Origin of the sequence: Streptomyces sp. WAC 06738 (assembly GCF_003945505.1) — a bacterium.
Taxonomy (GTDB): domain Bacteria; phylum Actinomycetota; class Actinomycetes; order Streptomycetales; family Streptomycetaceae; genus Streptomyces.
In genome coordinates this window covers 7,778,713-7,793,154 of record NZ_CP029618.1, presented here as the reverse complement: position 1 = coordinate 7,793,154, position 14,442 = coordinate 7,778,713, and the positions used below count along the sequence as shown (strand labels likewise).

The 14,442-nt window shown below is 71.7% G+C and carries 11 protein-coding genes and 1 pseudogene; 2 read left to right on the top strand and 10 right to left on the bottom strand.

The window, feature by feature from the left end; all coding sequences use genetic code 11:
• Positions 1 to 163: 163 nt before the first annotated feature.
• The 10 genes and pseudogenes from DMB38_RS33835 to DMB38_RS33790 form a co-directional block, all read right to left on the bottom strand.
• Positions 164 to 2,296, bottom strand: coding sequence for an ABC transporter ATP-binding protein (locus DMB38_RS33835; RefSeq protein WP_125939454.1), 2,133 nt, complete (start codon positions 2,294 to 2,296; stop codon positions 164 to 166).
• A gap of 43 nt (positions 2,297 to 2,339) precedes the next feature.
• Positions 2,340 to 2,570, bottom strand: a complete 231-nt coding sequence (locus tag DMB38_RS33830; protein WP_047019284.1) for an MbtH family protein — start codon at positions 2,568 to 2,570, stop codon at positions 2,340 to 2,342.
• 149 nt (positions 2,571 to 2,719) lie between these two features.
• Positions 2,720 to 4,021, bottom strand: coding sequence for an ATP-binding protein (locus tag DMB38_RS37605; protein WP_125938382.1), 1,302 nt, complete (start codon positions 4,019 to 4,021; stop codon positions 2,720 to 2,722).
• A gap of 9 nt (positions 4,022 to 4,030) precedes the next feature.
• Positions 4,031 to 4,683 (bottom strand): annotated as a pseudogene (locus DMB38_RS33820) (response regulator transcription factor).
• A 245-nt stretch (positions 4,684 to 4,928) separates the two neighbouring features.
• Entirely contained in the window at positions 4,929 to 5,732 is an 804-nt protein-coding gene (locus DMB38_RS33815; RefSeq protein WP_125938381.1) for an alpha/beta hydrolase, read from the bottom strand.
• Positions 5,733 to 5,841: 109 nt separating this feature from the next.
• Positions 5,842 to 7,146 carry a (3,5-dihydroxyphenyl)acetyl-CoA 1,2-dioxygenase DpgC gene (gene dpgC / locus DMB38_RS33810; RefSeq protein ID WP_125938380.1) on the bottom strand — a complete coding sequence of 435 codons (1,305 nt, stop codon included), beginning with the start codon at positions 7,144 to 7,146 and terminating at the stop codon, positions 5,842 to 5,844.
• Positions 7,143 to 7,805 (bottom strand): enoyl-CoA-hydratase DpgB, encoded by a 663-nt coding sequence (dpgB, locus tag DMB38_RS33805; RefSeq protein WP_125938379.1) that lies wholly within the window; start codon positions 7,803 to 7,805, stop codon positions 7,143 to 7,145. Before dpgB ends, dpgC begins: the two co-directional genes overlap by 4 nt.
• 14 nt (positions 7,806 to 7,819) lie before the next feature.
• On the bottom strand, positions 7,820 to 8,950 hold the full coding sequence (dpgA, locus tag DMB38_RS33800) for a 3,5-dihydroxyphenylacetyl-CoA synthase DpgA (protein WP_125939453.1): 1,131 nt from the start codon (positions 8,948 to 8,950) through the stop codon (positions 7,820 to 7,822).
• A 129-nt stretch (positions 8,951 to 9,079) separates the two neighbouring features.
• Entirely contained in the window at positions 9,080 to 10,474 is a 1,395-nt protein-coding gene (locus tag DMB38_RS33795) for a PLP-dependent aminotransferase family protein (RefSeq protein WP_125938378.1), read from the bottom strand.
• A gap of 182 nt (positions 10,475 to 10,656) precedes the next feature.
• Positions 10,657 to 11,778, bottom strand: coding sequence for a prephenate dehydrogenase (locus tag DMB38_RS33790; RefSeq protein ID WP_206337784.1), 1,122 nt, complete (start codon positions 11,776 to 11,778; stop codon positions 10,657 to 10,659).
• A gap of 218 nt (positions 11,779 to 11,996) precedes the next feature.
• Between DMB38_RS33790 and hppD the strand changes: the two genes are divergently transcribed.
• Both hppD and DMB38_RS33780 read left to right on the top strand, forming a co-directional pair.
• The gene (gene hppD, locus DMB38_RS33785; protein ID WP_125938377.1) at positions 11,997 to 13,103 is read left to right on the top strand and encodes a 4-hydroxyphenylpyruvate dioxygenase; all 1,107 of its coding nucleotides are present in this window, start codon (positions 11,997 to 11,999) and stop codon (positions 13,101 to 13,103) included.
• Entirely contained in the window at positions 13,084 to 14,217 is a 1,134-nt protein-coding gene (locus DMB38_RS33780; protein ID WP_125938376.1) for an alpha-hydroxy acid oxidase, read from the top strand. The genes hppD and DMB38_RS33780 overlap by 20 nt, the downstream gene beginning before the upstream one ends.
• Positions 14,218 to 14,442 lie beyond the last annotated feature (225 nt).

Below are 14,442 nucleotides of genomic sequence, written 5' to 3'. Positions count from 1 at the left end.
ATCCCATGTGCTGCCGGCGGTGCACGGTGTCACGTGCACCACGGGCAGGGCAGGGCTGCGCGAATCAGACATTCCTGAGGTCTCCACTAGCTCAATCAGGCAACGATGTTCATGGCGATTGCGGACTGCGCGTCCTGTGCCTGCGGTTGACGAACTCGTGGGGCTAGCGCGGCCCTGGGCCGTGCAGGACGGGACCGGGCCCGCCCATTCCGGGGCCGGGACCCATTCCCGGCCCGGGGCCGATGAGTATTCCCTGCGGCGGGCCGTCCATCATCGGGCCGTTCGGGGGCACCGGAGCCATCTCCGGGGGCGGGGCGTCGTTCTTCGGCCGGCGGGAGAACTGCGTGCGGTACAGCTCGGCGTAGAGGCCGTCGAGTTCGAGCAGTTCGTCGTGGGTGCCGTGCTCCTGGACCTGGCCCTGGTCGATGACCAGGATCTGGTCCGCGTCCCGGATGGTGGAGAGCCGGTGGGCGATCACCAGCGACGTCCTGCCCGTGAGCGCCGTCTTGAGGGCTCGCTGCAGTGCCGCCTCGGACTCGGAGTCCAGATGGGCGGTCGCCTCGTCGAGGACCACGATCGGCGGGGCCTTGAGCAGGAGCCGGGCCATGGCGATGCGCTGCTTCTCACCGCCGGACATCCGGTACCCGCGGTCCCCGACGAGGGTGTCGAGGCCGTCGGGCAGTGCCTCGATCAGGCTCCAGATCTGGGCCGCCCGGCAGGCTTCGATCATGTCCTTCTCGGTGGCGTCCGGGCGGGCGTACTGGAGGTTCTGCCGGATGGTGGTGTGGAACAGGTGGGCGTCCTGGGTGACCATGCCGACGGTGTCGCGGAGCGACGCCAGCGTCAGGTCGCGCAGGTCGTGGCCGCCGATCCTGACGGTGCCCTCGCCCGGGTCGTAGAGGCGCGGCACCAGGTGGGTGATGGTCGTCTTGCCGGCGCCGGAGGGGCCGACGAGGGCGGTGAGCTTGCCTCCGGGGGCGGTGAAGTTCAGACCGCGCAGGGTCCAGGAATTGTCGCCGCGCTGAGGGGTGGGGCCCGCGAGGGACTCCAGGGAGGCGAGGGAGACGTCCGCCGCGGACGGGTAACGGAAGGAGACTCCCGAGAACTCGATCTCCGGTGCGCTCGGCCGTGCACCGGCCGCGCTCGCGGCGGTCCGGTTCGCGCCGGCTCCGTTCGCCCCGGCCCCGTTCGCGGTGGCTCCGCTTTCTGTGGCCCGGTTCACGGCGACCGTGGGCAGGGCGTGGGCGTCCGCCTTCTCCTGGATGAGCGGCTTGAGATCGAGGATCTCGAAGAGCCGGTCGAAGCTCACCAGGGCCATCAGGATGTCCCGCTGGGCGCCGGAGAGCTGGTTGATCGGCGCGAGCAGCCGGGTGAGCAGGGTGGCGAGCGCCACCAGCGTGCCGATCTGGAAGACGCCCTCGATGACGAGGCCGCCGCCGAGCCCGTAGACCAGCGCGGTGGACAGGGAGCCGACGAGCATCATCGACAGGAAGAGCAGCTTCGAGTAGACCGAGGCGCGGACCCCGAGGTCGCGGCCCTTGCCCGCGAGGTCGGCGAACATGCCGTTCTCGGTCTCCGGGCGGCCGTAGAGCTTGGCGAGCAGCGCCCCGGTGACGTTGAAACGCTCACTCATGAAAGCGCCGATCTCACCGTTGACCTGCATGTGCTCGCGCATCACGCGCTGCAGCCGATGGCCGACGACTTTGCCGGGGAGGATGAAGAGCGGAAGCATCACCAGGCTGATCAGCGTGATCGCCCAGGAGAGGTAGAACATCGCGCCCAGGACGAGCAGCGCGGTCAGGCCCGCGGAGACGACGGTGGACAGCAGGGAGGTCAGCGCCTGCTGGGCGCCGACGACATCGGTGTTGAGCCGGCTGACCAGGGATCCGGTCTGGGCGCGGGTGAAGAAGCCGAGCGGCTGGCGCTGCACGTGGTCGAAGACCTCCGTGCGGAGGTCGTAGATGAGCCCTTCGCTGACCTTTCCGGAGAGCCACGCCTCGGCGAAGCCGACGACGGTCTGCAGGAGTGAGAGGAGCGCGACGGCGACGGAGATCCAGACGACGACCGAGGTGTCCCGCGGCATGATGCCGTTGTCGATGAGGTATTTGAAGAGGATGGGAACGGCCACCACGATTCCCGCATTGAGCGCGGTGACCACGAAAAGCACCGCAATTCTGAGTCGGTGCGGACGGGTGTAGGGAAGGATGCGCTTGGCCGTACCCTTCTTCACCTTCTGCCTGGTGACCGAATCCGGCCCGCCGGCGCGCATGATGACCGGCCCGGAGCCGCCAATCATGGCCACGAATTACCTCCAGTGTTCGTCGTCGGGCCGGGGCGTCCTAGCGGGCGGCGGCCTGCTCCTGCCTGTCCATCTCGTCGATCAGGCTCTTCGGCCGCATGTCGGTCCAGTTCTCCTCGATGTAGTCCATGCACGCCTTGCGGCTCTCCTCGCCGAACACGGACTTCCAGCCGGCGGGGACTTCAGCGAAGGCGGGCCAGAGGGAATGCTGGTTCTCATCGTTGACCAGGACCAGGAAAGTGCCGTTCTCGTTGTCGAACGGATTCGCCATGACCGCTCCCGTCGGTGGGGTTTCCTCAAGTCGGAATACACACTAACCAGGCGGGCAGAAGGCGACAAGGTTGGACAACCGGAAGGTGTCCAACTGTGAATTGTCAGCAGTTGGACGGGAGTTATTCGGGGGAAACGGAAAGGGCCGTCTCAGAAATGGGCCGGCGCGGTGCCGGGCTCCGCGAGCTTGGCCACCCGGACGTCCTCGCCCGGCCCGTCGTCGCTCAGTGGGAAGGCGACGGTCACGGCCAGCCCGCCCCCGGCTCTGGCCTCGGCGGTGAGCGTGGCGCCGTGGGCGGTGGCGATGGAGCGGACGATCGACAGGCCCAGTCCGTGGTGGCCGTCACCGGCGGTGCGGCGGAGCCGCTGGAAGGGGTGGAAAAGGCGCTCGACCTGGTCCGGCGGCACCGCGGCGCCGGTGTTGCGGACGGAGAGGTAGGCGCCCCCGTCCCGTATTCCCGTGGCGATCTCGACGCTGCCGCCGGGAACGTTGTAGTCGATCGCGTTGTCGAGGAGGTTGGCCACCAGGCGGTGGATGAGGGCCGAGTCGCCGGAGATACCGGCCGGTTCGATGGCCGAGCGGACGGCCAGCTCGCGCCGGCCGATCTCCGGCCGGAACGCGGGCAGGACCTCGTGGGTGAGCGCGGCGAGGTCGAGCGGTTCCTGGCTCTCCAGGCCCCGGTCGCTGCTGGAGAGGGTGAGGAGCGACTCCAGGAGCGTGGCCTGCTGTTTGCTGATCGTCAGCAGCCGCTCGAAGTTGGCGCGGAAGGACTCGAGGGTGGCGCCCCGGTCGATGAGGGTTTCCTCCAGCAGCGCGTGTTCGAGGGTGAGGGGTGTGCGCAGCTCGTGGGCCGCGTTGGCGACGAACCTCTTCTGCGATTCGAGTGCCGTCTCCAGCCTGCCGAGCAGCCCGTTGACGGTGTCGGCGAGGTCCTTCAGCTCGTCGGGCGGGCCGCCGGTGGCCAGACGCTCGTGCAGGTTGCGCGCGGAGATGTGGCGGATGGTGCTCGTCATGGTCCGCAGGGGACGCAGGACGCGGCCGGCGACCACCCAGCCGAGGCCGATGGCGATGACCGACATGATGGCGAGGGCGAGCCCGGACTGCATGAGCAGCCGGTCGAGCATCGCCTCCCGCTGGTGCCACGCCTGCTGGCGCATCCCCTCGACGATGCCGCTCTCCTGGCTGCCGAGATCCTCGTCGAGCCGGTAGGTGCGGGTGTCCGCCTGCGCGGAGGACTGGTCGGAGCCGTACTGCACGTCCTTGAACGTCACCAGCCCGCCGGAGGGGCGGGCGACGAGGAGGTACGTGATCGCCAGCAGCACGGCACCGGAGAGGACGAACAGCGAGCCGTACAGGAGGGTGAGGCGTACCCGGACCCGCCGGGGTGTGAGCTGTGCGGACAGCGCGCCGACGCGCTTCAGGACGGCCAGGTGCGGTCGCGACAGCCCCATGGGCGTACCTCAAATCCGGTAGCCGCTCCGCGGCACCGTCTCGATCACCGGGGGCAGACCGAGCTTGGAGCGCAGGCGGTTGATCGTGGTCTTCACCGTGGTGGTGAACGGGTCGGCCGCCTCGTCCCAGACGCGTTCGAGGAGTTCCTCCGCCGAGACCACGCGGCCCTGGGCGGAGAGCAGGCACTCCAGGACGGCGAGCTCCTTCGGGGTGAGCGTCAGGCGTTCGCCGCCGCGGGTGGCGAAGCGCTGGGCGGGGTCGAGCCGGAGGTCGCCGTGCTCCAGCACCGGGGGACGGCGGGCTGGGCGCGGCGGGCGAGGGCCCGCAGCCGGGCGACCAGCTCGGCGTAGGCGAAGGGCTTGGGCAGGTAGTCGTCGGCGCCGAGGTTCAGTCCCTCGACGCGGTCGATGATCGTCCCGGAGGCGGTGAGCATCAGCACCCGCGCGTGGTGGGGCTGGGAGACCAGTTCCTTGCACACCTCGTCGCCGTGGACGCCGGGGAGGTCGCGGTCGAGGACGACGACGTCGTAGTCGACGGTCATCGTGCGCTCCAGCGCGTCGGATCCGTCGTACACGACATCGACGGCCATACCCTCCCGGCGCAGCACCCGTGCCACCGAGTCGGCCAGCTCGGCGTGGTCTTCGACTACCAGAACCCTCATCAGCGGCACCTGCCGGAGGTCTCGCGGGCGCATGGCGAGGATGCGGCGGACGGGCGTTCGAGAACGGCCGTCACGGCTGACGATCCCCCACCTTGCGTCACACTGCGGTCACAGCGCTTCACTTCGTCGTGTCCCGTGCTCGGTTGGAACCGCATTCAGATTAGCGCGGCCGGGTGTAGGGCCGGGGTTTCAGCGGACGGGTTCCGGCCGTGCCTTCCTGCTGGTGGCGGGCGCGGGAGGCGGGTTCAGGCGGCGGCGAAGAAGTCGAGGACCGCCGCGTTGACGGCATCCGGCCGCTCCAGGTAGCCGTAGTGGCCGCAGCCGGGAATCTCGACGTAGGCGGCGTCAGGAATGGCGGCGGCGACCTCGCGTGACAGGTGCGGGCGGATGACGAGGTCGTCGCCGAAGCCGATGACCAGGCACGGGCGGGATATGCGCGGGTACGCACCGAGTCGGTCGACCGTCGTCTGCAGCTCCAGTTGCCCGCGGAAAGCCGACATGTCGACGGCTGTCATCTCGAAGACGTCGAGCCAGTCCCGGAGGGTCGCCTCGTCGTTCAGCGTCTGCGGGGAGAGGTTCTGGAGGGCGTTGACGTAGGCGGCGTAGCGCGGGGGGAGCTTCACCCCGCTGTCGCAGAGGTCGAGTTCGGCGGCGGTCATGGCCGAGACCAGGCCGTCGGCGCGCCCGGTGGGCGCCATGAGGACGGCCTGCCGGACCAGTTCGGGGCGGGCGAGGAGGAGTTCCTGGACGATGCTCGCGCCGAGAGAGAAGCCGACGACGCGGCACGGCGCGAGGTCCAGGTGCTCGATGAGCCCGGCGGTGTCGGCGGCCATGTCGGCGAGGGTGAAGCCTTCGGGGCAGGGGTCGCTCGGGGGCAAGCCGCGGTTGTCGACGGTGATCACCCGGTGGCCGGCGGCGGTGAGGGCGGGCACCTGGTGGGTACGCCAGATCCGTCCAGGGGCGCCGGTGCCGGTGACCATGACGACCGGTTCCCCCACGCCGTGGTCGTCGAAGCCGAGGGTGATCCCGTTGATCCTGGCGGTGGTCATCGGGCTCGTTCCTTTCCTGCGGGCGGTCTGAGGGTCCTGCGGCGGCCGGTGGCGCTGCGGCGGCGGATGCGTCCGCGGCAGCCGGGCGTCCGGCTGCCGCGGACGGCCGTCATGCCGACCGCTGCGTGAACCTGCCGACCTTGCCGACGACGTCCGCGCCGTGGATCCGCAGGGCCTGCTGGAGCGCGAACTCGGCCATGTAGCGCCGGAACTCGTCCGGCGGCTCCTCGGCGACGTTGAGCATGTGCCGGTTGGGTACGACGGCGGGGCCGCCGAGCCGGTCGACGGCGGCGGCGATCGCGTCGTCCATCGCGGCCGGTTCCACCACCTCGTCCAGGACCAGCCGTGCGTCGGGGTCGGTCACGGGCAGCCGGCGGTCCTGGAGGATGACCTGGCGGGAGATCCGCGGACCGGTGTGCCGGCCGAGCCGGAAGTTCCCGGCGCCCGGCACGATGCCCTCGCGGGCGGCGGGCAGGGACACGTACGCGTCCGAGGCGGCGAGCACGTGGTCACAGACGAGGAGCAGTTGCATGCCGCCGCCGATGGCGAAGGTGTCGACCGCCGCGATCCAGGGTTTCTCCACGGTGCGCGAGTGCCAGGGTGCGCCGCCGACGCCGCGCACCCCGCGGACGATCTTGTGGATGTAGCCCAGCTCGCGGCGGAGCAGGAAGCCCACCAGAGAGATCTCGCCCGCGTGCAGACTCTTGAGGTTGATGCCGGCGCTGAAGACGCGCTTGCCGCAGTAGCGCGGATGGGTCATCTCGCCGCCGCGCAGCACCGCGACCCGGACGCCGGGGTCGAGGAGCGCGAGGTCGACGGCGGTCTCCATGTCGTCGACCTGCTGCTCGTCCTCGGCGTTGAGGCAGTCGTCGCGGTGCATCGTCAGATGCGCCGCGCCGTCGCGCCGTTCGAGCCGGACGGAGCGGGTCTCGACCAGGCCGGTCTCGGTGAACCGCGGGAGCAGTTCCAGCGCGCGGGGCGTGGGGCGCAGCATGGCGTCGAGCAGGTGGGCGCCGGCGACAGGGGAGGCGAGCACGGCCCGCAGGAAGATGCCCTGGTCGATCTCGTGGCCTTCCTTGCCGGCCTGGACCCTTGTGCGCTCGGCGGCCAGTTGCCCGGCGGTGGGTACGAGGCCGGGGTACGCGACGGCGGCGGCGGAGACCAGGTCGGCGAGCCGCAGGGGTGTGGTGCGGCCGTCGGTGAGCCGGTCGTAGACGGCGTCCACGTGGGTGTCGAGGAAGGCGGTGCGCAGTGCACGGGCCTCGTCTTGTACACCGGCGGCGCGGGTCCGCTGGGCGGCCGTGCGGGCGTCGGGCGGCGGCAGGGCCGCGATCGTCTCCCCGGCGCGGGCGAGCGCCGCGCCGACGCCGGCCCAGCCGTCGCGGGCGGTGGCCGCCCGTACGTCCGCGATCACGAGTCCACCCGGGCGGCGTCCGCGCGCAGCGACCGGTCGCAGGCGGCGAGGTGCCGGCCGAGTGCGTCTTCGAAGCTGGTCGTGGTGGCGTCGAAGAGCAACTGCCGGCGGATGGCGACTTCCTTGCCGGACAGCCCGCCGGCCAGCCCGGCGGCCGCGGCGACGCCGCTCGCGGGGTCCGCGGCCAGGTCGTCGACGAGGCCCAGCGCCTGTGCCTCGGTGGCGTCGATGGGCAGGCCGAAGAGCACGGCCCGGCGGATGCCGGCGGCGCCGGCCAGTTGGACGAGCCGGTAGCTCGCCATTCCGGGCCAGGTGGCCTCCCCGTCCCGGGTGACGAGCAGCCGGGTGCCGGGGGTGGCGACACGGATGTCGGCGGCGAGGAAGGCGTCGAGCGCGGTGCCGCCGCAGTCGCCGCGGGCGACCGCGACCGTGGCCGCCGGCAGCCGTTCGAGCCGGCGCAGCGCCCGCTCCCACTTGCTGACCAGTTGGACGTCGAGCCCCCGGGTCCAGCCCGGCCCGGGCGTCCCGGTGACGTACACCGTGACCACGCCGGTGCCCTCGCCGTCCTCCGCCTCGTCGCAGACGGCGGCCAACGCCTTGACGGCCGCGGCCGTCAGCGGCTCGGCCCCGTCGATTCTCAACGTGAGCGTGTCGCTCATCGCATCCTCCGCTCTCACCATCGGACCAGGGCCGTTTCGATCGTGGAGCCCGGGCCCATGGTCATGAGCACGCCGTGGTCTCCGGGGTGGGTGACGTCCTCGTCGAGCAGCCGCTCGTACGAGAACAGGAAGGAGCCGCTCGACACGTTGCCGTAGTCGCGCAGCACGCCGACCGTGTGGCGGACGTCGTGGCGGGTGAGCCCGAGGTTGACGACGACGGCGTCGATCACCTTCTTGCCGCCGGAGTGCACCAGCCAGTGCCGGATGTCGCTGCGGCGCAGGCCGGTGTCCTCCAGCAGCCGGTCGACGACGAGTTCGGCGTGGGCGCCGACGACGTACGGGATCAGGGGGTCGAGGAAGAAACTGAACCGGTCCTGGCCGCGGTCCCAGTCGTAGCGCATCGCCTCCAGCGCCTCGGGGATGAGGCAACTGGCGAACTTCAGTACGTCCGGGCCCCGGGCACCGTCGGGGCCCACGAGGGCCGCGCCGGACATGAGCGCGACGGCGGCTGCGCCGTCGCCGAAGAGGCTGTTGACGACGGCGGTGCGCATGGTCTCGTCGAACGCGTACGCCGCGGAGCAGGCTTCGGCACAGAGGACGACGGCGAGTTCGCCCGGGTGCGCGGCGGACCAGCCGCTGACGACGTTCAGCGCGTTCAGCCCCGCGTTGCACCCCATGCCGACGATGTCGGAGCGGCTGCAGTGCCGGTCGATGCCCAACTCGCGGATCAGCAGCGCGCTGAGCCCGGGGGTGAGGAAGCCGGTCGACGTCACGCAGCACAGGTGGCGCAGGTCCGACAGCTCGTGGCCGGCGCTCTTCAGGCAGGCGCGGAGGGCTTCCGCGCCCATCTCGATTGCGGTGGCCTTATGTTTGTCGAGCAGATCGCCCTGCGGCTCGGAGTGCCGTACTCCGTGCTCGTCGGGGGCGGGCAGCGTCAGATGGCGCCGCTCTATCGCGCTGTTGAGGAAGACGGAGCTGATTCTGGGGTCGGTGATGCCGAAGGCGTCGAGCACCTCCTGCTGGGTGTACGTCGTGGGGGTGGCGGCGGTGCCCACCCCGAGGATGCGGGGCCGGTACGGACCCGGCACCTGTGCTGTCGCGGACCGCGGATCCAGGAGCTCCGCACTCTCCACGCCGGTGATCATCGGAAGGTCCACCCCCACATGCGCTTCTTGCTACGCGGTCGTTGTGCTCCGCTGATGCCGTTCACGTGCGGTCCTTTCCCACTGGATGCGGACGGTCGGGGAAGGGAGATCGGGAAGGACCCCGTGGTGTCACGCGGCCCTCGCCCCGGCTTCGATGAAGCGGGCGAGGCGTGCGGTGCCCTCGTCGATCTCCTCGGTGGTCAGATAGCTGGTGGAGAGCCGGAGGGCGCGGTGGCCGCCGCCGGCGCCGGGGTAGAAGTGGCTCATCGGCGTCCAGATCACGCCGAAGTCCTGGGCGGAGCGGATGAGCGCCGCGTTGTCGGCGGGGAACGGCACCTGCACGGTGAGGAAGAAGCCGCCCTCGGGCCGGTTCCACCGCACCCCCAGCGCGTGCCTGCGGTCGGCGGGCAGCCGCTCGTCCAGGGCTCGGAGCATGGTCCGCATGGCGTCTCCGTAGTACGCCGCCGCACGGGAGTTCAGCTCGGAGACGAGTCCCTGCGCGGCCAGCAGCGCGCCGGCGACCGCCGCCTGGCTCAGGGACGGGGTGTTGACCGTCACCATGCTCTTGATCTTGGCGAGTTCGTCGGCGAGCAGGCCGGTGGCCCCGGAGTCGTCGGCGACGGTCTGGTCGGCGACGGCGAAGCCGACGCGGGCGCCGGGGAAGACGGTCTTGGAGTAGGACCCGAGGTGGACGACGCACCGGGTGCGGTCGAGCGACTTCAGGGTGGGCGGCGGCGGTCCTGGGCTCACCAGCCGGTACGGGCTGTCCTCCAGGATGAGCAGGTCGTGGCGGGCGGCCAGGTCCAGCAGGTCCGTGCGGCCCCGCGGCGTGAGCGTGGCGCCGGACGGGTTGGAGTGGTCGGGGACCAGGTAGAAGGCGCGGGGGCGGCGGCCCCGCGCCTTCTCCGCCAGCACCGCCGCCTCGAGGTCCTCGGCGTGGAAGCCGTCTTCGCGCTCCTCCACGGGGTGCACGGCGACGTCGAGCAGCCGGGCCGCCCCGGTGATGCCGACGTAGCACGGGCTGGCGACCATCAGGACGTCGTCGGGGCCGCTGATGAGCGCGCGCAGCACCAGCAGCATGGCCTCCTGGGCGCCGACGGTCACGACGACGGACTCGGCCGGCACGTCGATGCCCTCGTCGGCGCGGAGCGATTCGGCGATGATCTCGCGGATCTGACCGGCGGTCGGGCCGTACTGGTAGAGGGCGGTGCGGATGTCCTCCGGGGTGCCGCCGCGGGCGGCCAGGTGGTCGAGGTAGGTCCGCATGTGCGTGAAGACCTGCTCCGTGTCGAAGAACCCGTCGTACGGCCGGCCGGGGGCGAAGGAGATCGCCTCGGGGTAGCGGAGCGTGATCTCGTTGAGGAAGTTCATCGTGTCCAGCAGGGGGTCGGACACGCTGCCGTGCAGCTCGGCCTTGCGCAGCGGGCGCGCGGCCGGGGCGGGCGTCGAGGGCGCGGCGGCGCCCGGCACCGGGAGGTTCGGCACGGCACCGGCGACGAGCGCTTCGGGACCCGGAGCAGCCATGGAATTCCCCTACGTGAAGGCAATTGACGACGTCTTCTTCCGGCGCTTAGAAAAGCACGCCCCCGCGTATTTCGACAACGCCGTCCAAGAGAGCAATCTGCACACTTGGACGCGCCCGAGCACACTTGGACAATTTCCGCGGTTGGACGTCCGTGTACGCGGACGTGGAAAAGCGGCCTGGGTCATCGGGGAGCGGGTGCGAGTTCGGCGTCTCCGCCGTCGGTCTCCGCGTCCCACCCGTCGGCCCTGAGTTTCGCCGCGATTCGGCAGACGTCGGACGGGTGCACGCGGCACCGTACCGTGAATCCGCCGCCCGCGGCGGCGTCCACCGACGCGCTCTCGGCATCCACGCCGAGGCCGGCGACCGCCCCGAGGAACCGCCCCAACTCCCCCGGGCGGCCCGGGACGGCCACGCGCAGCGCCGGGGTGTTCCCGGGGGGCTCCGGGCGGGCGCCGGGGATCGCGCCGAGGCCGGCGATGCCGCGGTCGAGCAGGTCGACGACCGTCCGCAGGCCCTCCTCACGGTCCCCGGTGCCCCGCCCGGCGAGCGCGTCGAGCGCCGGCACCAGCCGGGTCAGGTCGGCGTGCACGTTCCGCACGACCCCGGCGAGAGCCGCCGCGTTGGTCTCGATGATGTCCGCCCACAGCCGGGAGTCCCCGCCCGCGATCCGCGTGACGTCGCGCAGTCCCTGGCCGGCCAGCCGGGAGACTCCGGCTGGGTCGTCCCGCAGCCGGGCGGCCATCAGGCTGGCCAGCAGGTGGGGGACGTGGGAGGTGAGGGCGACGGCGTCGTCGTGGGCGCGGCTGGCCATCACCAGCGGGACGGCGCCGCACAGCTCGGCCAGCCGGCGACCGCGCTCCAGGGTCGCGGGGGAGGTGAGCCGCGACGGGGTGAGCACCCAGGGGCGGCCCTCGAAGAGGGTGCCGCGGGCCGCCAGCGGCCCGGAGCGCTCGCGGCCGGCCAGGGGGTGACCGCCGACGTAACGCGCGGGATGCGGCGCGGCGTTCAGCGCGGCCTGTTCCGGCACGGTCTTCACGCTGCCCACGTCGGTGTACGCGCGGGCGAGACCGCTCCGCTGCACGTCGACCAGCACCGCACCCACCTTGCTCGGCGGGACCGCGATCACGGCCAGGTCGACCGGCCCCGGCGGCTCCTCGGCGACCCCGGCGCCCAGGGCCGCGGCGGTGCGGGCGGCCGTGGCGTCGGCGTCGGAGAGGTACACGGCCACCCCCTGGCGGCAGGCGGCCAGCGCCACGGAGGTGCCGATCAGGCCGGTGCCCACGACGGCTATGGAGCGAATCACCAGACATCCCCTGCCCGAAAGAACCTGATCGAAGGATTGCGCTCGGAAGATCCCGCCCGAAAGCCGTGGAACGAATAGCGGAAACGGCGCAACAGCTTATGCACCGGGGGCCGCCGACCAACAGCAGTGGAGTCCAGAAAAAGACGTTCGTAGCCAGATTCACGGCCGGTCGCCTACAGTCCGGGAAACGCATGCCACTTCGTGACCAGGGGACAGTCATGCATGATTTCAGCGAGGCCGGAGTTCCGTTCGGCGACGTGGCCATCGACTACGTGGAGATGTACGTCGGAAGCCTGGAGGCCGCAGCTTTCGACTGGGTCGACAAGTACGCCTTCTCGGTCGTCGGCACCGGCGGCTCGCCGGAGCACCGCAGTATCGCGCTGCGCCACGGCCGCATCACCCTCGTACTCACCCAAGCCACGTCCGACCAGCACCCGGCGTCGGCCTACGTCCAGGAGCACGGCGACGGGGTGGCCGACATCGCGCTGCGCACCGCGGACGTACGGGCCGCGTTCGCCGCGGCTGCGGACGGCGGCGCCAGAGTGGTGCGCGAGCCCACCGCGCACGACGGCGACGGGCCGGCGGTGACGGCCGCGATAGGCGGGTTCGGGGACGTGGTGCACACGCTCGTGCAGCGCGCTCCCCGGGCGGGAGCGGGGCTGCCGGTGGGGTTCGCACCGGCGCTGCGGGAGGACGACGGCCGCGCGGACGCGGTGGGGCTGGACGAGATCGACCATGTCGCGGTCTGCCTGGACACCGGCAGCCTCGACCCCACGGTCGACTTCTACCGGCAGTCGCTGGGCTTCGACTTCGTCTTCGAGGAGCGCATCGTCGTCGGCTCGCAGGCGATGGAGTCGAAGGTCGTGCAGAGCCGGTCGGGCGCGGTGACGCTCACGCTGATCCAGCCGGACCCGACCGCGGACCCGGGCCAGATCGACGAGTTCCTCAAGGGCCATCAGGGCTCCGGCGTCCAGCACCTCGCCTTCTCCTCGGCGGACGCGGTGCGTTCGGTGCGCACCCTGGCGCGGCGCGGGGTCGCGTTCCTCACCACCCCGGGCTCGTACTACGACATGCTCGGCTCGCGGATCCCGTCGCTGAGCCAGGCGCGGCTGGCGGACCTGCGGGCGACGAACGTGCTGGCCGACGAGGACCACGACGGGCAGATGTTCCAGATCTTCACCGCCTCCACCCACCCGCGGCACACCCTGTTCTTCGAGGTGATCGAGCGCCAGGGCGCGCAGACCTTCGGCAGCGCGAACATCAAGGCGCTGTACGAGGCCGTGGAACTGGAGAGGACCGGCCAGCGTGGGCCGTCCCGGCGCTGACTCCCCGGGCCGCGCGGTCCACACGCTCGCGGACGTCGAGCGGGCCGCCGCCGCTGTCCTGCCGCCCGGGGTACGGGACTTCGTGGCGGGGGGCAGCGGCGCGGAGACGACGCTGGCCGCCAACAGGGCGGCGCTGGACCGGGTGTGCGTCGTGCCGCGGACGCTGCGCGACGTCTCCGGGTGCTCGACGGAGTCGACGCTGCTGGGGCGCACGGTGGCCATGCCGGTGGCGGTGGCGCCGGTGGCGTACCACGGGCTGGTGTGCGCCGAGGGCGAGACGGCCGCGGCGCGGGCGGCGAAGGCGGCGAGGGTGCCCTTCACGGCGAGCACGCTGAGCAGCGTGCCGATCGAGGAGATCACGGGCGTCGGCGGCACGGTCTGGTTCCAGCTCTACTGGCTGCGGGACACGGCTCGGACCCTCGATCTGGTGCGCAGGTCGGAGGACGCCGGCTGTACGGCGGTCATGCTCACGGTCGACGTCCCGTGGATGGGCCGCCGGCTGCGGGATGTGCGCAACGGGTTCGCCCTTCCCGGGGACGTGCGCGCGGTCCACCTGGCCGCCGCTGACTCCACGGCGCACCGGCGCCGCGGCGGCGCCTCGGCGGTCGCGGCGCACACGGCCGAGGCGTTCTCGCCGGCGGTCACGTGGGAGTCGGTGGCGGCGCTGCGGGCGCACACCCGGCTGCCGTTGATCCTCAAGGGCGTGCTCGACGCCCGGGACGCGCGCCGCGCGGTGGATTCGGGGGTGGACGCGATCGTGGTCTCCAACCACGGCGGGCGGCAGCTCGACGGCGCGGTGCCCAGCATCGACGCGCTCCCGGAGGTCGCCGCGGCGGTGGGGAGCGGCTGCGAGGTGCTGATGGACAGCGGTGTCCGCGGCGGGACCGATGTTTTACGGGCGCTCGCGCTCGGCGCCTCCGCGGTGCTGGTGGGGCGGCCGGTGATCTGGGGGCTGGCTGAAGCCGGTGAGACGGGTGCGCGGCGTGTGCTGGAACTGCTGGGCGACGAACTGCGGGACGCGCTCGGGCTCTCCGGCTGCACGGGCGTCACGGATGCCCGCGAACTGCGCACCGTAGGCGGTGCGATGAGCGGGTGGTGCGGGCGCGCGCCCTAGGCGTACGGCGCGCGCAAGGCTGCGGCCCGGGTCCGCCGGCAATGCGGTGGGCCCGGGCCGTCCAACAGCTTGTTTCGCATGGTTGGACACGCGTGGAATTTCGCCGACGGGACAGCGAAACGTGCGTGTCTTCATCCCAGCACCAGACGAAGACACGCACGCCGCGCAGGGACCACCCCCGTTTTCCGGCGGGGTCACCTGCCTTCCCTGCTGTCTCACCCGTCC

Excerpts from the sequence above, each read along its gene's own strand:
- DMB38_RS33835 (WP_125939454.1), bottom strand. The coding sequence starts at position 2,296 with ATGATTGGCGGCTCCGGGCCGGTCATCATGCGCGCCGGCGGGCCGGAT.
- DMB38_RS33830 (WP_047019284.1), bottom strand. The coding sequence starts at position 2,570 with ATGGCGAATCCGTTCGACAACGAGAACGGCACTTTCCTGGTCCTGGTC.
- DMB38_RS37605 (WP_125938382.1), bottom strand. The coding sequence starts at position 4,021 with ATGGGGCTGTCGCGACCGCACCTGGCCGTCCTGAAGCGCGTCGGCGCG.
- DMB38_RS33815 (WP_125938381.1), bottom strand. The coding sequence starts at position 5,732 with ATGACCACCGCCAGGATCAACGGGATCACCCTCGGCTTCGACGACCAC.
- dpgB (WP_125938379.1), bottom strand. The coding sequence starts at position 7,805 with ATGAGCGACACGCTCACGTTGAGAATCGACGGGGCCGAGCCGCTGACG.
- dpgA (WP_125939453.1), bottom strand. The coding sequence starts at position 8,950 with ATGATCACCGGCGTGGAGAGTGCGGAGCTCCTGGATCCGCGGTCCGCG.
- DMB38_RS33795 (WP_125938378.1), bottom strand. The coding sequence starts at position 10,474 with ATGGCTGCTCCGGGTCCCGAAGCGCTCGTCGCCGGTGCCGTGCCGAAC.
- hppD (WP_125938377.1), top strand. The coding sequence starts at position 11,997 with ATGCATGATTTCAGCGAGGCCGGAGTTCCGTTCGGCGACGTGGCCATC.